This window comes from Idiomarina aminovorans, from assembly GCF_023155095.1.
GTDB lineage: Bacteria > Pseudomonadota > Gammaproteobacteria > Enterobacterales > Alteromonadaceae > Idiomarina > Idiomarina aminovorans.
Map to the genome: position 1 here is coordinate 44,086 of NZ_JAKNDA010000009.1, position 17,651 is coordinate 61,736.

Genomic DNA, 17,651 nt, shown 5'->3' on the forward strand with positions numbered 1-17,651 from the left:
GGTTTATTAAGCTAACAAATACTTCGCATGGAAGCGAAGCTGAGCTTCAATAAACGATGATATAAAGTAATAGCTGTGGTCGTAACCGTCATGCAAATGCACAGTGCCGCCACCCTCGACACTGGCTATTGCTTCTTTTAAGTTTTCCGGCTTTAACTGCTCTTCTAAAAAGCCGTCGGCTAAGCCTTGATCAACGCGAACCGGAAGTGTCTGGCCTTTCGACTTAATGAGTTCAACGGCGTCGTATTGTTTCCATTGTTTGCGATCATCGCCTAAATAGGCACTAAAGGCTTTTTCACCCCAGGGGCATTGGGTTGGGTTAGTAATCGGTGAAAAGGCCGAAATACTGGTGTAACGGGCGCTGTTGCGTAAGCCAATGACTAAGGCACCGTGCCCGCCCATAGAATGTCCGGCAATGGCGCGTTTGTCGTTAATTGCCAGTTCGGCCTCAACCAGTTCAGGTAATTCCTTAACGATGTAGTCGTACATCTGATAATGGCTTTTCCAGGGTTCCTGCGTGGCATTAACGTAAAACCCAGCACCTAAACCTAAGTCATACGCGCTGTCCACATCATCGGCAACATTATCACCGCGAGGACTGGTATCCGGAACAATTAACGCTATACCCAGTTCGGTGGCAACCCGCTGGGCCCCTGCTTTGGTCGAAAAGTTTTCGTCGGTGCAGGTGAGACCCGACAAAAAATACAGGGCCGGAACTTTGGCTTTTTCTGCCCGCAAAGGCAGAAAGACACTGAACTGCATGGTGCAGTTCAGTACTTCAGAGTCATGTTCAAAGCGTAACTGACGTCCGCCAAAACAGCGGGTTTCGCTAACTTGTTTCATTATAGACCCCATTAATAATGTATCACTGAGCGAATCGACTTGCCTTCGTGCATTAAGTCGAACGCTTCGTTAATCTTTTCTAATGACATGGTATGGGTAATAAAAGTGTCCAGATCAAATTTACCGTCCATGTATTGTTTAACATAGTCGGGCAATTCGGTGCGGCCTTTGACACCACCAAATGCGCTGCCACGCCATACGCGGCCGGTAACCAGCTGGAATGGGCGGGTAGAGATTTCTTCACCGGCACCGGCCACACCAATAATCACCGATTCGCCCCAGCCTTTGTGGCAGCACTCTAATGCGGCGCGCATCACGTCTACGTTACCAATGCACTCAAACGAGAAATCCACGCCGCCGTCGGTCATATCTACAATGACTTCCTGTATCGGCTTGTCATACTCTGTCGGGTTGACAAAATCCGTCGCGCCTAACTGTTCGGCAATAGCTTTTTTGTCATCATTTACATCAATGGCTATGACGCGTGAAGCTTTTGCCTGCACTGCACCAATAATAACCGCCAGACCAATACCGCCCAGGCCAAATACGGCAACGGTGTCGCCTTCTTGCACATTAGCAGTATTTTTAACTGCGCCCATGCCGGTAGTAACACCACAGCCCAGTAAGCAGACTTTTTCTAACGGCGCGTCTTTAGGAATTTTAGCCAGTGAAATTTCCGGCAATACCGTGTATTCAGAAAAAGTCGACGTACCCATGTAGTGATAAATGGTTTCGCCATCTTTAGAAAAACGGCTGGTACCGTCCGGCATCAAGCCTTTGCCCTGAGTGGCACGAACGGCCTGACACAGGTTGGTTTTGCCTGAAGTACAGAATTTACATTCACCGCACTCCGCGGTGTATAAAGGAATAACATGATCGCCCACTTCAACCGACGTGACACCTTCGCCGACCGACTCAACAATACCACCACCTTCGTGGCCTAACACAGACGGAAAAATACCTTCCGGATCTTTACCGGAAAGCGTGTAAGCATCGGTATGGCAGACACCGGTAGCCACAATACGAATTCGTACTTCGCCTTTCTGCGGCGGCGCAACATCAATGGTTTCTTCTTTTAGCGGTTCGCCTGGACCCCAGGCGACCATTGCGCGTGATTGAATTGTTTCCATGATAATTCCTTACAATGTTTAATTCGTAATTTGATGATGTAAAAGCGTAGCCTAAGTTTAACTTTTTCTCATAAGCAGGTAATCTACTGTTTTTACAAATAACTTTTTCATAAATGAAATAATGGGTACACTATGAAGCCCTGGCAGGGAATTAGCGAATTTGCGGCAGTGTCTGAATTGCATAGCTTTACTGCAGCGGCTCGCCAACTTGGGTTGTCGGTGGCGCAGGTCAGCCGCAATATTGCCGCGCTTGAGCATCGGTTACAGATGCAGTTACTGTATCGCTCAACCCGCAGCGTTAGCTTAACAGAAGAAGGCCTGCTGTATTTACCTCATTGCCAGCATTTGGTTGCCAGTCTTCGAGATGCCGATCAGGCTATCCAGCAACGTACAGAGCAACCACAAGGTTTAATTCGTATTACCGCTCCGGTTTACTATGGCGAGCGTTTTATTGCTCCTCTGTTAAACGACTTTCTGCAAATTTACAAAGATTGCCGGTTAGATTTGCAACTCACAAACGAGCAGGTTGATTTAATTGAAGGCAGCTACGATGTTGCTATCCGCCTGGGACAATTAGGTAACCCTCGGTTACGGGCTCGAAAACTGGGTACGCGCCGGCACTTTGTGGTGGGCTCTGATGCTTACTTTGAACAGTTTAGTCGACCGCAAACGCTTAATGACTTAGAGCAGCATCGTTGTTTCACCGGTACTGTAAAGCAATGGCGTTTTCAGGTTGAAGGGAAACTGGAAACTGTTCGGCCGGAGTCGTACTTGCACTGCAACAACGGTCTGGCGCTGCGGGATGCAGCAATGAAAGGATTAGGGTTAGCTATGTTGCCGGATTACTATGTAATCAACGCACTGGAAGAAGGTGGCTTAGAAGAGGTATTAGCCGATGTTCGTCAGCCAGACGATGGCATCTGGGCGCTGTATCCGGAAAACCGTCAGGTTATCCCAAAAATTCGGGTGTTACTGGATTACTTATCAGAGAACTTGTTACCGGTAAAATGGCAATAAATAATTAAAGGGGAGTTTAAAAAAATGGTGGTTGCTACTGGGCTCGAACCAGTGACCCTCGCCTTGTAAGGGCGATGCTCTCCCAACTGAGCTAAGCAACCATCCTGAAGGTCTGCAACTAAGGGGAAGAAGAGAAGTGGTGGTTGCTACTGGGCTCGAACCAGTGACCCTCGCCTTGTAAGGGCGATGCTCTCCCAACTGAGCTAAGCAACCATTTTCACTGTGACACTTCTGCGTCGTTGCGAGGTGGCATTATAGGGCGCAGATCGAAACTGTCAAATAAAAATTGCTAACTTTGGTTTGTTTGCCGACATTTTAATCATTTCGAATAGCAGATGCGTCCGGCGCTCAGTCTTGATAAACTTGCACTTATTAAATTGACTGGTTTTAACGAAAGGAACAAACATGAGTGTGGTAACGCGTTTTGCGCCCAGCCCAACTGGGTATTTGCATGTCGGTGGTGCTCGTACAGCATTGTATTCATGGTTAGTTGCAAAAGCGCAGGGTGGAAAGTTTGTGTTGCGTATTGAAGACACTGACCGTGAACGTTCAACTCAGCCCGCTATTGATGCCATTTTAGAAGGTATGGAGTGGCTGGGGTTAAGCTGGGATCGCGGTCCTTACTACCAGACTCAGCGTTTTGAACGTTATCAGCAACTGATTGATAAATTACTAGAAGAAAACAAAGCCTATAAGTGTTATTGCTCAACCGAACGCCTTGAAAAAATGCGCGAAGAGCAAATGGCGGCAGGTGAAAAGCCTCGCTACGACGGCCATTGTCGTGACAACCCAAATGTGGGCGGCGACAAATACGTGATCCGTTTTCGCAACCCACAAGAGGGCAGTGTGGTTTTTGATGACCATATTCGCGGTCATATTGAATTTTCCAATACCGAGCTGGATGATTTGATCATTGCCCGTACTGACGGTACCCCGACCTATAACTTTTGTGTGGTTGTGGATGACTGGGATATGGACATTACCCATGTGGTGCGTGGTGAAGACCATATTAACAACACGCCGCGTCAAATTAATATCTTAAAAGCGCTGGGTGCGCCGGTGCCAGAGTACGCCCATGTGTCGATGATTCTGGGCGACGACGGAAAAAAGCTGTCGAAACGCCATGGTGCAGTCAGCGTGATGCAATATCGTGACGATGGTTACGTACCGGAGGCTGTCGTTAATTACCTGGCACGCTTAGGCTGGTCTCATGGTGATCAGGAAATATTCAGCCGTGAGGAGCTGGTTGAGCACTTCAGGCTGGATGACGTGAATAAAGCGGCGTCAGCGTTTAATACTGAAAAACTCAACTGGCTGAATCAGCATTACATGAAGACTCTTCCTGCGGAGCAAGTTGCACCGCAACTAAAGTGGCAGTTTGACCAAATTAGTGTGGATACCAGCAACGGTCCGGCGTTGGCGAAGCTGGTTTCATTGCAGGCCGATCGGGTGAAAACCTTAAAAGAAATGGCTGCCATGAGTCGTTACTTCTTCGAATCTGTCGATGAGTTTGATGAAAAAGCTGCTAAAAAACATTTGCGTCCGGTTGCGAAAGAACCGTTGTTAAAAGCGAAAGAATTGCTCGAAGCCATAACTGAATGGAATGCTGCTACTATTCAGGCGGCAATTAACCAGACCGCTGCAGAGCTTGATGTTGGCATGGGCAAAGTAGGTATGCCACTGCGCGTGGCTGCTACCGGTAGTGGCAACTCACCGTCGTTAGATGCAACACTGGAATTAATACCGCAAAACACCGTTTTGGCGCGTATTGACCTTGCACTGGAGTTTATAGCAAAACGTGAAGGTGCATAAAAGCGAACGCGTAGCCTTTGTTGTTAAAACGGGCTACGCAAAACGTTTGAGAAGCCGGGCCACCATGGGATGCTCGAAGGGGCGCTTTAGGGTAATTGCGTAAAAATGTTCAAACACATTGGGCAGGGTCAGGTAGCGATTTAACTGTCCGCTGTTCAACTCATCCCTTACCACCACATCCGGAATAACCGCCAGAGCTCCGGTATCACGAGCCAGTAGCCGCAACATGGCCATATCGTCTGCTTCGGCAAGTACGCGTGGCTGCCAGTTGTATTCTGCGCTTAACATATCGAAAGCTGCACGCTGGGGCATGTTTTCCGGCGGTAAAACCCAATTCTGGTTACGTAAGGATGCATCCTTCAGATGCTCAATATCGCGTTCAGGCGGCCCTATAACGGATACCGGCTGACGCGCTAACAAGCGACTTTGCCACAATTGCTTGTCGCTGCCTCGCACGTTGGTATTGGCCAGCGCCAGATCAATCTGGTGGTTAGCCAGTTCATTAAACAACTGGTCGGGCGTCATGGAGTGCAACCGGTATTGCACTTCCTGCTGATGCACTAAGTCGCTAATAAATGCCTCGACAAAGTTGCGTGACATGGTCGATGCATGGCCAATACGAATCACTAAATCATTGCCGCCCATTCCTTGTTTTAGTTGTTTGACCAGGCTCTCACCCTCGTGAAAAATTCGGTTGGCGTACTGACGCGCAATGTACCCTGCCTGAGTCAGCACCAGCTGACGGCCCTGACGCTCAAACAGAGGTGTCCCCAACCATTCTTCCAGCTGTTTTATTTGCGCAGATAAAGCCGACTGCGATACATGAAGTTTTTGCGCGGTTTGCGTTAAATGACCGCTTTCAGCCACATGCCAAAAGTAAAAGAGATGTTTGTAATTCATAACCATTAACAACCGTTCTTTAAAAACGAATAATATTATATTTTATATCTATTTTACTTAACATTAAAGTCGCCCTCATAATGCCCTCAAATAAAATACTCAGGATGCAGGAATGACTGAATGGTTGACATTATCGGGCGTTCGACCGGTGTTATTGGCGCTGGTGGCGTTACTAGCCCTGGTGGTTACGCGTTACGCAATCACAAACTTTCGGCTGGACCCGCGCCGTGGTTCTTTTGTTTCTAAACTGGCTGGCTGTTTAATAACCGTACTGGTACTTATTGTCAGCAATCATATTGTGGTTTTCTTTGTCGCCTGGATGGGCATCAGTTTGCAATTGCACCGGCTGCTCATGTTCTACCCTGAGCGCGATAGGGCAGTATTGGCGGCACATAAAAAATTCATTCTGGCGCGCTGCTCTGAAGCCTTTTTAGGCACAGCCTTTGTACTTATGTATCTGAACACCAGTAGCTTGCAACTGGACGTCCTGCTTGAACAGTTTGCGACGGCACCGACCCGTATAACTCAGCACATCGCTGCACTTTGTCTGGTTATGGCGGCACTGATAAAGTGCGCGCAGCTGCCATTGCATGGCTGGTTAATTCAGGTGGTTGAAGCGCCGACCCCCGTTTCTGCATTACTGCACGCCGGCATTATTAATCTTGGCGGTTTCTTGTTGTTAGTCACTATCCCTTTGTGGAGCGATAGTTTTCTGGCCGTATGGTTACTGTGCCTGGTATCCGCTGCGTCATGCTGTTTTGCTGCGTTAATTATGGCAACACGTATCAGCATTAAGGTGCGCCTGGCATGGTCAACCTGTGCGCAAATGGGGTTAATGCTGTTGGAAATTGGTTTGGGATACTACGAATTAGCCTTGCTCCACTTGGTTGCACACTCGGTTTATAAAGCGCATGCCTTTTTATCGGTTGGTGAAGTTGCCTTCATTAAACAACCTAAAGCTCGCTCAATAGTGCGTGTTAGTCTGATATTTCTGATTCTTCAGGGATTCATTGCTGCCGCTAGCTGGTGGTTGCTCGATGATCCGAAATGGCTACCGTCGGCCTTATTAGCCATGGCGTTGACGACCATTTGGATGAACCTGAATCAATGGCTGTTAAGAATTGGTGTTTCGGTGCTGACGATAGCCGCTTATCTTATCCTTGGGGCACTTGCGCAACAAATTGCAGAGCCGCAGTCGTCGTTTAACAGTCTGCTGCTGGAGCCAATTATTACCGTTCTGTTTAATATCTTTGCTTTTACTTATTGGATGGTACATCACACCCCCTCGCATCGTCTTAGTCAACGTTGGTTCATCACTCTGAATGCCGGACTTTATCTGGACGAGTGGTTGACACGATTCGTGTTGTGGTTGTGGCCCAGTCATCCTATTCGTTATTACCAGCGGCGTAGCCGCAAGGAGGGACGCTTATGATCACCGTCGATCGTTTTGTTTCTATCGCAGAACAAGTCAGTCAGTCCATTGCGCCACAGTGGCCGTTGTCTCAATGGGTAGCGGTTAACCCTTTCTGGCATTACCGTCAGCAGCCGATTACCGGTGTTGCTGCAAATTGGCGCTATTGCGCAGGGAATCGACTGCTAATGAGTCCGGACTTCTATTGGCAACAATGGCAGCAGAATCAAATTGACGCAGGGTTAGTTACCGCAGAAATGGTGCAAGAGCTGCAGCAAAAAACTGAATCCCGGGAGTTGCTGCCGCAATGGCGGAACCTAAGCCAGTGGGTGGATAAATACCAGCAACGCCGCCGTAAAATGCGCTGGAATGATGAAGTAGTGCTGCAAATTAGCCAGACTTGCGGCTTGTTTATGCAGTTTCCCACGCGCTTTCAACAAGCGGGTAAAGACAGCTCCCTGTATCAACATTGGTTAACCATTTCCCGTGCGGATCGCGGCATTGAAACGTTGATGGACGAAGCCGACTTAAACGACTTATTTGCGGAACTTCCCGATGACCCGCATGAACTTATTAGCCTTTGTCAGGCGAGCTTTTTAACTGAGGCTTCTGATTATGCCCTGCAGTGCTACTGTCAGGCTCTTATCAGTGACCTCTGGGGTTGGGCTGCAGCTTTGGCTTATCAGGATGCCCGGCAGCAGAGCCAATGGGTGTTTGAGCTGTTATGCATTCGGTTAGCATGGGAGTACATTCTCTGGCAACTGGCTGAACTGACTAATGCCGCTGTGTATAAACAGTTGCAACAGGCACTTAAGGCGCAAATAGAGAATTGCGAAGGGCAAGTTGCTCATATCAAACAATACAACGATGCGCTGTGGCAGTGGCAAATGGCTTATGAGCGCTCACAACTGAATGCTCTGAAATTTAGTCCAGCAACCTCAGAGGTGGAATCTAATAAGGCACCGGTAGTACAAGCGGTGTTCTGTATCGATGTGCGATCTGAACGGTATCGCCGCGCGTTAGAAAAAGCAGGGCAGCGTTTGGGCGTTCGCACGCAAAGCAAAGGCTTTGCCGGTTTTTTCGGTGTCCCTTTGGCGGTTCAGAGCAAAAAGCAGGCTACTCCTCATGTTCCGGGGTTATTGCAGCCAGCTTATTACATTAAAGCCCCGGAGCGAAAGCATTCGGTGATGTCGTTACTCAGTAACTTATTTAATACACCCGTGTCGATGTTCAGCGGCATTGAAGCGCTTGGACTTGGCAAATTAAAAACGTTGCTGACAGGTGTGCCCGGAAAGCTGGCAACGGCTAATGACATTGCGGTTTCCGGCCGCTCGATCTGTCAAGGTGAGGAGCCGGCGTCAGTAGAGTCGTTGGTCAGTTTATGTGAACAGGCATTGACGGGTATGCAATTCAATTCGTTTGGGAACTACGTGGTGTTAGTGGGGCACGGTTCGCATCACAGCAACAATGCTCAGCGCGCAGGCTTTAATTGTGGGGCTTGCGGCGGTCAGTCGGGTGCGTTGAGCGCCAGGGTATTAACCCGTTTGTTGAATGACAGCGATATTCGGCAGCATTTGCTTGAGCGAGGATTTGATATCCCTGCTGGCACTGAGTTTTATTCAGCGCTGCATGAAACGGTCACCGATAAAGTGATGTGGTTATCAGATTCCGTTCCTGAGCGTCTTCAGCGTCTATTTAATAATGCATCCGAGTCGTTAATTGTGGCGAATAATGCGTCAGATAAGCCGCTTAAAAATCGCACCGACCATTGGGCGGAGTTACGTCCTGAATGGGGCTTAGCTGATAACAATGTGTTGTTTTTTGGGCGCGCGAATCGATTAAAATCGTCGGAAACAGTTGGCAGTAACTTTTTGCACGACTACTACAGTGAGCGTGACCCTGAAGGGTCATTACTGACACAGCTTTTGAGTGCCCCGGGGCTGGTCGCTAACTGGATAAATTCGCAGTACTACTGTTCGGTGACTGACCCCGGGCAGTTGGGTAGCGGCAATAAACTGCTGCATAACCGCGTCGCCAACGATATCGGTATCTTTGAAGGTAATGGCGGTGATTTGCGCCAGGGACTGGCCTTGCAATCGGTACATAACGGCAACGACTTTGTACACAGACCGGTACGCCTGCAAGTGATTATTGAAGCCGGGGAAGCAACTATTCACCGTGCGCTAGCCGGTGCTACCGCATTTAACGAATTATTTCAGCAGCAATGGATCACTCTGTATCGACTGAATGCAGGAGGTGAGTTATGCCCAATAACAGCAGAGTAACGCCTGCTAGCGGGACAACTTGTTATACATTTAAAAAACTTTACGACCGTGTTCGCTCAAGACCCTTTAATCAGCCTTTTGCTTTGCGCTATATAGATGGCAGTGTTGATGCTGGTCTGAATTCCGAAGAGGCCATGAAAGACAGTTTGCGTGCACACGGTAATTCATACTTGAAGCTGCCGGTTGTTATAGAGTGGTAATTTCTCTTTTGTAACTTCACTGACTCATGGCAGCCAGAGCTAAAGTGCTATTGGCATTGACTTTAACTGGGGTAAATGGCTGCCAACTTTTTCCTGTAAGTTTTATTTAGCGTAAAAGTTGAAATAAAATCCTTTGCGAAATTCCATGCAATTCTGGTTACAATAACCTTTTGTTTTCGCCACTTTGTTTATATAGAAGCTTCAACCTCTATCTATACAGGCTCATTGCGATGCCTAATTTGGTGGGATGCGTCTTATCAGGCTATTGGAACCATGGGATAAATGATGCCAGATATAAAACACTTGATTGAAAATAACAAAGCGTGGGCAGAATTACAGGTAAAGCAAGACCCTGATTTTTTCAAACGCTTAGTGGGTCAGCAGTCGCCGGAATACTTATGGATAGGCTGTTCTGATAGTCGTGTACCGGCTAACGAAATTGTGGGCATGGCTCCGGGGGAGCTGTTTGTGCACAGGAATGTGGCCAATCAGGTTATCCAGACCGACTTTAACTGTTTATCGGTTATTCAGTTTGCTATTGAAGCGCTTAAAGTACGGCATATTCTTGTTGTCGGGCATTATGGCTGTGGTGGCGTTAAAGCGGCACTCGAGAGCAAACCTCATGGGTTGGTTGATCACTGGCTGTATCCAATTCGTGATGTGTATCGTGAGAACGCGGAAGAACTGGATAAGTTGGGTGAAACTGAACAGATTGATCGTTTATGTGAATTAAATGTCATTGAACAGGTAAAAAACCTGGCAAAAACCAATATGGTTCAGGAAACCTGGGATAAAGGTGAATCTTTGACGATACATGGCTGGGTTTACCGTCTGGATAATGGCTTGGTTAATGATATGAACGTATCGGTTTCAAGCCGGGAAGGCATGGAGCAGGTTTATCACGTTTATCATCAAAAATTACCGAAAAGCAGCCACAGTTAATATTTGATGAATTACTGAGCAAACTGCAATAAAAACACTCAAACAGAAGTATTTTTATAAAAAGTAGTTGACACATTAGCTCAGGTCACAATAGAATGCGCCCCGCTGTCAGGCAGTCTGAGACTGTCAGGTGCGGGGCTATAGCTCAGCTGGGAGAGCGCTTGCATGGCATGCAAGAGGTCAGCGGTTCGATCCCGCTTAGCTCCACCAAGTTGTTTTGGTAAAGCACTGTTGGTAGCGAAGTATTTGGTTGCGTCCCCTTCGTCTAGTGGTCCAGGACACTGCCCTTTCACGGCAGTAACAGGGGTTCAAATCCCCTAGGGGACGCCATTCAAATATTAAAATGTAGAAAGTAATTATTGCGTCCCCTTCGTCTAGTGGTCCAGGACACTGCCCTTTCACGGCAGTAACAGGGGTTCAAATCCCCTAGGGGACGCCATTACTTTTATACATAGCCAGTTAATTAAGTTCATGGGTCCCCTTCGTCTAGTGGCTCAGGACACCGCCCTTTCACGGCGGTAACAGGGGTTCAAATCCCCTAGGGGACGCCACTTAAATCAACCGCCCGAAGGCGGTTTTTTTGTGCCTAATTTCCTCTTTTTTTATTGCTGCACTAAATCCAACAAATACGGTTCCAGAAAGTCAGCGATTTTTGGCTGCGCTTCGGCCGTGGGGTGAATACCATCGTCCTGCACATAGTCGGCGTTAGTTGCTACCTGTTCCATAAAGAAAGGTATTAGCGTGACATTCTCTTCTTTTGCCACTTCTTCAAACACTTGCCGGAACTGTTCGGCAAAACGCTGGCCATAATTTGGTGGCACCATAACCTGGCTCAAACCAACTTTAACGTTTTGTTGCTGCGCCTGGTCGATGATTTGTTTCAAATTTGAACGGACTGTGTTTAAGTCAAAGCCTCGGAGTCCGTCGTTACCGCCTAGCTCAATAAATAGTACATCGGGTTTATGGCGCTCTAAAACGCCCTCTAAGCGGCGCAAACCACCACGAGTGGTCTCGCCACTAATACTGGCATTAATGATGTTAATATTGGGGTGAGAGCTATTCCAGCGACGATCTAACTCAGCAACCCAGGTTTGTTCCTGAGATAACCCATAACCGGCGCTTAAGCTGTCACCTAAAACAACAAGTGAGACATTTGCGGAAACGCTGCGTATAACCAACAACAACGCTAAAAATAAACACGTTTTCAAAAGGAAGTTTTTCATTTTATGCTCATTCAAGCTCAACAACTGGAAAAAACCGTAGACACCTCTGAGGGGCCATTACAGATTCTGCAGCCAATTAACGTCAGTATCAATGCCGGTGACACCGTGGCCATTGTGGGCGCGTCCGGCTCCGGTAAGTCAACGTTACTATCACTACTGGCGGGTTTAGACCTCGCATCCTCCGGAGAGGTTCTTATAGAGAACGAAAAATTCAGCGAATTGGATGAAGAGCAGCGGGCAAAAGTTCGTGCAGACAAGGTTGGCTTTATTTTTCAGTCGTTTTTATTGGTGCCCAGTTTAAGTGCGTTGGAGAACGTCATGCTACCGGCGGAACTGGCCGGCCATAAAGGCGCAGAGAAAGAAGCCAGAGAACTGCTGGCGAAAGTGGGACTGGAAGATCGCTCGCACCATTATCCAAACCAACTGTCTGGCGGTGAGCAGCAGCGGGTTGCTATTGCCCGGGCCTTTGTCGGGCAACCGAAGATCCTTTTTGCCGATGAGCCGACCGGTAACCTTGATGCGAAAACCGGTGGTAAAGTCGAAGAGTTGTTATTTGACCTAAATAAAGATTATGGCACCACACTGATAGTCGTAACCCATGATCAACGACTTGCGAAACGTTGTGAGCGTGTGCTGCAGATGGAAGCGGGGCAGTTATCGGAGGCGGCTCAGAATGTGGCATAAGATTTCGTTCCGCTTACTAAAGCATGAACTCAGGCGCGGCGAGCTGACCATTATGGCACTGGCCATTATATTGTCAGTAACCGCAGTATTGTCGTTGTCGATTTTCAGTGACCGCCTGCAGGCTGGTTTGACTGAACGCAGCAGTGAGTTTTTAGCGGCGGACAGGGTATTAAGTTCCAGACGTGATATTCCTCAGGACTGGCTTGATCAAGCCGGACAAATGAATTTAAAAACCGCCTGGAAAGTGGTGTTTAATTCTATGGCATTTGCCGGTGAGAAGATGACTCTGGTGGATGTTAAAGCAGTCAGTGACGGTTATCCTTTGCGGGGTGAGCTGGAAATTGCGGACCAACCTTTTGAGCAGGGTGATGTTGTTGATGGCCTGCCGGCTGAAGGGGAAGCCTGGGTTGCTTCTCAGCTGTTTCAGGCATTGCGGTTAGAAATTGGTGACGACATTGAAGTAGGCAACAGCAGCTTCAAAGTGACCAAAGTAGTGACTTACGAGCCGGATGTTGGCTTCTCGGTTTTCACCGACAGCCCGAATGTGATTATTCGCCACTCGCAACTGGAAGCAACCGGCTTAATTCAGCCTGGCAGCCGGGTGCGCTTTAACGTGCTGATGGCCGGTGAGAACAGTAACATAAACGCTTATGAAGACTGGCTGTTGCCGCGCTTAAACGATGATACACACAGCTGGCGCAGTATTGACGATGGTGACACCCCGTTAGCCCGTTCATTGAACCGTGCAGAGCGTTTTATGATGCTGGCAAGCCTGCTTGGCGTGGTGCTTGCTGCTACGGCTGTTGCGGTTGCCGCGCAAAGGTACTGTCAGCGTAATTACGATGTAGTGGCGATATTTAAGACCTTGGGTGCCAGTCGGCAGCAGATCCGCCGTATTTTTATGCTTCATCTGTTATTACTAACCGCAGCGAGTGTGGCTATTGGTATGGCGCTTGGCTGGGTTATTCAATACCTGGTAATTGAATGGGTCGCGCAGAGACTGGATGCGACTTTACCTCAGGCAGGCTGGCAGCCGTATCTATTAGCTGGTGCAACCGGTGTTATTAGCGCTGTAATGTTTACCTTGTATCCGTTATTTCGATTGGTCTCAATTCCCCCGTTGCGGGTATTGCATCGCCAATTAACGGCGGGCAATGCTGTGCGTTGGCTGCAATGGGTACTAAGTGGCGGAACCATATATGCGTTGCTGGTTATTTACAGTCAACAGTGGTGGCTTTCAACGGCCTTGTTTGCCGGTGGTGCAGTTGCAGCGGTTGTGCTTCTTGGACTGGGGCGTTTGTTTATTTCCGCAAGTCGTAAAGCGGGAATGCAGGCTGGCAGCAGCTGGCGCCTTGCGATGGCCGGATTGCAACGCCGGGCTGCGGCTAACAGTGTACAAATGCTGAGTTTTTCAACCGCTATTATGCTGTTGTTGATAGTGATTGTGTTACGTAACGATTTGCTGGAGGACTGGAAAAATCAGTTGCCGACGGATGCGCCAAACTACTTTGCGATAAACATAGCTCAGGATAATGTCGACGACATGCAAAGCATGTTCGAACGGGAAAATATTTCGTCAACCGATCTGTACCCTGTAGTGCCCGGGCGTTTAACCCACATTAATAACGAAAAGCTGCTGACTGAAGTGACTAAAGAAGACAGTGATGACAATGAAACCGAAGGGCGTGAAGGTATCGGCCGTGAACTTTCGTTGACCTGGGGAGACAATATTCCCCCGAACAACGAGCTTACTGCCGGACAGTGGTGGAACGATAATGCCGAGCCTCAGGTATCTGTCGAGTTGCTTGTTGCAGAGCGACTGGATATAAAAGTGGGTGATGAATTACGCTTTAACTTAGGTGGCGAAGAGTTCACGGTGCCGGTAACCAGTTTGCGTAAAGCCGACTGGAATACCTTGCAGCCGAACTTCTATATGATTTTTAACACGTCCACTCTGGAAGACTTTCCGGCAACCTATATTACCAGCTTCAGGCTGGATGAAGACCGTAAAAGTGAACTGTACCAGCTGTTTAAACCTTTCCCGCAAACGTCGTTGATTGATTTGGACGCCATGATTAACCAAATTCGGGAAGTGATAGGACAGGTCAGTTTAGCCATTGTGTTTGTACTGGTGTTAGTCATTATTGCCGGCGCTTTAGTGTTGGTGGCGCAAGTGCAGGCCAGTATGGAAGAGCGGCAAAAGGAACTGGTTATTTTAAGAACACTGGGGGCTCCGGGTAAATTATTAAGTCGAAGTATTACCTATGAATTTCTGGTGTTGGGTGCAATTAGTGGGTTCATAGCGACTTTAGCAATGGAGATATCATTGTTTATATTGCAAAACCAGGTGTTCAACATGACGCCGGTTTTTCATTGGAAGCTGTGGCTGTTAGGGCCGGTGTTCGGTGCTGCGGTAGTGGCAATTTTGGGTCGACTGTCATGCTACCGGCTTATTCATAGAAATACCGCGCAGCTGATTCGCAAGCTGACGTGATGCAAAAGAGGAGGTGATCGATGAACATTTTAATGACAGGGGGTACCGGGCTTATTGGTTCTGCGTTTATTCGCAAGTATCAAAGTGAGCATCAGTTCACGGTCACCACGCGTAACAAGGAGCGTGCGGCCAACGAGCTGGGCGATAAAGTGACTTTGTTATCGTCAGTGGATGAAGTAAGCGATATTGGTGAATTCGATGCGGTTATAAACCTTCAGGGCGAAGGCATTGCCGATAAGCGCTGGAGCGACTCTCGTAAACAAGCGTTAAAAGACAGCCGTTGGCAGGTAACCGAAAAACTGGCAGAAATGATCAATGAAGCAGAAAAGCCGCCTAAAGCGTTCTTGAGCGGCTCTGCTATTGGTTATTATGGCCCGCGTGATGCCAAACCTGTCAACGAAGACGCCATGGCTGAGGAAAAAGACTTTGCTGCCACTTTGTGCCAGGAATGGGAGCGCCGGGCTTTAGCTGCCGAAAAGGCGACCCGTGTGGTGTTATTGCGTACCGGCGTGGTTTTAGCAAAAGGTGAGGGAGCACTGGATAAAATGTTACCCCCTTACAAATTCGGCCTGGGTGGCCCGTTAGGCGAAGGCGAGCAGATGATGTCCTGGATCCAGCTTGAGGATATGATCCGCGCGATTCAATATCTGCTGGAACATGATAACCTTTCCGGGCCAGTTAATATGACAGCTCCGGGACCCGTGGCTAATAAAGCCTTTAGTCGCACTCTGGCGTCAGTCCTTAATAAACCGCACTTTATGAAAGTACCAGGCTTTGTGCTTACGTTAGGTCTTGGCGAAATGTCGTCTATGTTATTGCAAGGGCAGGCAGTGGTGCCTGATAAACTGCGCAATCATGGTTTTGAATTTGAGTACCCTACAGTGCGGGAAGCTTTTAAAGTTAGCCTTTAATGTTACAAAATTTAACAATTAGGTGCGTGATCTTGTAACTCATTGATATTAAGCTCCTTGGATAAATTTAATTCAGGGAGCTGATATGTATTTTTGGGATATTGACGCACTAAAAAGCGACTTTCTTCAGGGCCGATTCAGTCAAACTCAATCGTTTTACTATCTCTTAGTGATGCTGGTTTTGTTTACATTACCAATAGGCATTGTAGGCGATAATACAACGGTTTGGGATAAAGCTTTTTTCTGGGTTGAGTTAGTCTTTGTAATACTTGGAACGACAGTTGCTTACAAGGCAAATGGCGGACGTGATGGAATAGAGTTTCTTGAGCGTTATGTCTCGCTGAGCTGGGTGTTGTTTATACGAATCATCCCGTTCCTAATTCTTCTTGTTATTGCCGCATCAATATTCCGGGAAATTTTTATGAGCGATGCAGGCTATCAGTTTACGGCCTATGATTTTTCGGCTTTCGTTTTAATAGGTATCATCTACTACTGGCGCTTAAGCCATCATATGGCAGAATTGAATCAAGCAAAATTTTCAGGAGTAGAAGTGAATACTAATGTTTAGTACAGGTGTGTCAGTCAGTGTTCCGACGCTAGCTTTCCTTGTGCTGACAGGTTGTACCGCAAACTCGGTAACAACGATTATTGAAGAATCTCAACCCACTAATGAGGAAACCGGTCGGTTCCAGAACTTGGACACGGGTAAGAAGAGCTATCCGCTAACTTGTAAACAAGACTGTTATAAATCTCGTAGCGATGATATTCAGTGTGATAGTGAAGGTTTGTGTCAGTACACCGGAAACAAGAAATCCCCCTCTGAGGCGCTGGATTTTTCTGTGAAGTGGCTTGGTCATGCGACCTTTGTAATTAAAACGCCTGCCGGAGATAGTTTTTTAACCGATCCGGTGTTTGATGAGTTTGACTGGCCTATTAATTGGTTGTTTTCACTCGATGGTGAGCAGCGTGAAATAGATGTTGAGTCAGCTCCAGAGCTCATTGATGCAACCGACGCGATATTATACTCTCACGTTCATTATGACCATTTTAATAAGAGTGATATTGAAACGATAGGGGTAGACCCAGAATACTTAGTACCTCTAAATATGGCCGATCATTTCCCATCTATCGGAGCTAAAATAGCTGAGATCGGTTGGTTTTCCTCGAAGAAAATAGGTAAAACTCTGGTTACTGCTGTGCCTGCTCATCACTTTAGCAGCCGCACTTTCGTGCCCTTTATCTATGAGGATAACAATAAAGTATCCTGGAATGCCTGGTTGGTAGAAAACGAAGGGAAAAAGTTGTTTTTCGCCGGCGATACTGGCTATTCAGAACATTTCAAAGTAATCAATAAACGCTATGGTGATATCGATGTGTGTTTGTTGCCGATAGCATCTTATTACAGCAAGGAGTCACCAGAATGGTATCGTTACGTTCATATGACTCCGGAAGATGCCCTGACCGCAGCGGATGATCTTAACTGTAAAATACTTATTCCTTGGGGCTACGGCAATGCCAGTTGGGGAATGGGGGATCTCTCTTCTCACTCGGCGCTAGTCCGGTTTTTGAATATAGCAGAAAGGATTGGTACATCTGCTGAGATAGTGATTTTAAACGAAGGGGAAAGCCTTTAGCTTTCCCCGCTTCCTGGTTAAGAAGATTTATCCATGACCGTGAGCGTCGCTAGTAGCACACATTGACCGTAGTATTTGCCAGGTGGGTCAATTTTGTTGGCCATTTAACCGGCCAATAATTGACGCTAGCGTGTGAGCTCGATATTCCAGGGCAGCAGGTGGTCG

General features: G+C 47.6%; 15 protein-coding genes and 6 tRNA genes. 15 read left to right on the forward strand and 6 right to left on the reverse strand.

The features are described 5' to 3' along the window. Positions 1-6 precede the first annotated feature (6 nt). Together fghA and L8G48_RS13085 are read right to left on the reverse strand one after the other, a co-directional pair. Positions 7-843 (reverse strand): S-formylglutathione hydrolase, encoded by an 837-nt coding sequence (gene fghA / locus L8G48_RS13080; RefSeq protein ID WP_248265062.1) that lies wholly within the window; start codon positions 841-843, stop codon positions 7-9. 11 nt (positions 844-854) lie between these two features. Beyond that, on the reverse strand, positions 855-1,973 hold the full coding sequence (locus tag L8G48_RS13085) for an S-(hydroxymethyl)glutathione dehydrogenase/class III alcohol dehydrogenase (RefSeq protein ID WP_282444955.1): 1,119 nt from the start codon (positions 1,971-1,973) through the stop codon (positions 855-857). Between the two features lie 132 nt (positions 1,974-2,105). On the opposite strand from L8G48_RS13085, the gene L8G48_RS13090 reads away from it, so the two are divergent. Next, on the forward strand, positions 2,106-2,990 hold the full coding sequence (locus tag L8G48_RS13090) for a LysR family transcriptional regulator (protein ID WP_248265063.1): 885 nt from the start codon (positions 2,106-2,108) through the stop codon (positions 2,988-2,990). A 25-nt stretch (positions 2,991-3,015) separates the two neighbouring features. On the opposite strand, the gene L8G48_RS13095 is transcribed toward L8G48_RS13090, so the two are convergent. After that, positions 3,016-3,091 (reverse strand) — tRNA-Val (locus L8G48_RS13095). A gap of 36 nt (positions 3,092-3,127) precedes the next feature. Beyond that, positions 3,128-3,203: transfer RNA gene (locus L8G48_RS13100), tRNA-Val, on the reverse strand. A gap of 192 nt (positions 3,204-3,395) precedes the next feature. Here L8G48_RS13100 and gltX point away from each other — a divergent pair. Beyond that, positions 3,396-4,802 carry a glutamate--tRNA ligase gene (gltX, locus tag L8G48_RS13105; RefSeq protein ID WP_248265064.1) on the forward strand — a complete coding sequence of 469 codons (1,407 nt, stop codon included), beginning with the start codon at positions 3,396-3,398 and terminating at the stop codon, positions 4,800-4,802. Between the two features lie 33 nt (positions 4,803-4,835). Here the strand turns inward: gltX and L8G48_RS13110 are convergent, their stop codons facing one another. Continuing rightward, positions 4,836-5,702 (reverse strand): LysR family transcriptional regulator, encoded by an 867-nt coding sequence (locus tag L8G48_RS13110; protein ID WP_248265065.1) that lies wholly within the window; start codon positions 5,700-5,702, stop codon positions 4,836-4,838. Between the two features lie 112 nt (positions 5,703-5,814). On the opposite strand from L8G48_RS13110, the gene L8G48_RS13115 reads away from it, so the two are divergent. From L8G48_RS13115 to L8G48_RS13150, 8 genes are all read left to right on the forward strand, one after another. Continuing rightward, entirely contained in the window at positions 5,815-7,134 is a 1,320-nt protein-coding gene (locus L8G48_RS13115; RefSeq protein WP_248265066.1) for an NADH-quinone oxidoreductase subunit L, read from the forward strand. Continuing rightward, positions 7,131-9,398, forward strand: coding sequence for a putative inorganic carbon transporter subunit DabA (locus L8G48_RS13120; protein WP_248265067.1), 2,268 nt, complete (start codon positions 7,131-7,133; stop codon positions 9,396-9,398). The genes L8G48_RS13115 and L8G48_RS13120 overlap by 4 nt, the downstream gene beginning before the upstream one ends. Then, on the forward strand, positions 9,377-9,598 hold the full coding sequence (locus tag L8G48_RS13125) for a hypothetical protein (protein WP_248265068.1): 222 nt from the start codon (positions 9,377-9,379) through the stop codon (positions 9,596-9,598). The genes L8G48_RS13120 and L8G48_RS13125 overlap by 22 nt, the downstream gene beginning before the upstream one ends. A gap of 285 nt (positions 9,599-9,883) precedes the next feature. Beyond that, positions 9,884-10,540 (forward strand): carbonate dehydratase, encoded by a 657-nt coding sequence (gene can, locus L8G48_RS13130; RefSeq protein ID WP_248265076.1) that lies wholly within the window; start codon positions 9,884-9,886, stop codon positions 10,538-10,540. Positions 10,541-10,674: 134 nt separating this feature from the next. Continuing rightward, a tRNA-Ala gene (locus L8G48_RS13135) sits at positions 10,675-10,750 on the forward strand. Positions 10,751-10,794: 44 nt separating this feature from the next. Next, a tRNA-Glu gene (locus L8G48_RS13140) sits at positions 10,795-10,870 on the forward strand. A 33-nt stretch (positions 10,871-10,903) separates the two neighbouring features. Next, positions 10,904-10,979 (forward strand) — tRNA-Glu (locus L8G48_RS13145). A 36-nt stretch (positions 10,980-11,015) separates the two neighbouring features. Then, positions 11,016-11,091: transfer RNA gene (locus L8G48_RS13150), tRNA-Glu, on the forward strand. Between the two features lie 51 nt (positions 11,092-11,142). On the opposite strand, the gene L8G48_RS13155 is transcribed toward L8G48_RS13150, so the two are convergent. Continuing rightward, positions 11,143-11,763 (reverse strand): arylesterase, encoded by a 621-nt coding sequence (locus L8G48_RS13155; RefSeq protein WP_248265069.1) that lies wholly within the window; start codon positions 11,761-11,763, stop codon positions 11,143-11,145. Between the two features lie 3 nt (positions 11,764-11,766). Between L8G48_RS13155 and L8G48_RS13160 the strand changes: the two genes are divergently transcribed. The 5 genes from L8G48_RS13160 (at position 11,767) to L8G48_RS13180 (ending at position 17,486) form a co-directional block, all read left to right on the forward strand. After that, entirely contained in the window at positions 11,767-12,447 is a 681-nt protein-coding gene (locus L8G48_RS13160) for an ABC transporter ATP-binding protein (RefSeq protein WP_248265070.1), read from the forward strand. Beyond that, positions 12,437-14,941 carry an ABC transporter permease gene (locus L8G48_RS13165; RefSeq protein ID WP_248265071.1) on the forward strand — a complete coding sequence of 835 codons (2,505 nt, stop codon included), beginning with the start codon at positions 12,437-12,439 and terminating at the stop codon, positions 14,939-14,941. Before L8G48_RS13160 ends, L8G48_RS13165 begins: the two co-directional genes overlap by 11 nt. Positions 14,942-14,961: 20 nt before the next feature. Continuing rightward, on the forward strand, positions 14,962-15,852 hold the full coding sequence (locus L8G48_RS13170; protein WP_248265072.1) for a TIGR01777 family oxidoreductase: 891 nt from the start codon (positions 14,962-14,964) through the stop codon (positions 15,850-15,852). Positions 15,853-15,937: 85 nt separating this feature from the next. Continuing rightward, positions 15,938-16,420, forward strand: coding sequence for a hypothetical protein (locus L8G48_RS13175; RefSeq protein ID WP_248265073.1), 483 nt, complete (start codon positions 15,938-15,940; stop codon positions 16,418-16,420). Next, complete coding sequence (locus L8G48_RS13180) at positions 16,413-17,486, forward strand: MBL fold metallo-hydrolase (protein WP_248265074.1); 1,074 nt, start codon at positions 16,413-16,415, stop codon at positions 17,484-17,486. Before L8G48_RS13175 ends, L8G48_RS13180 begins: the two co-directional genes overlap by 8 nt. Positions 17,487-17,651: the final 165 nt, after the last annotated feature.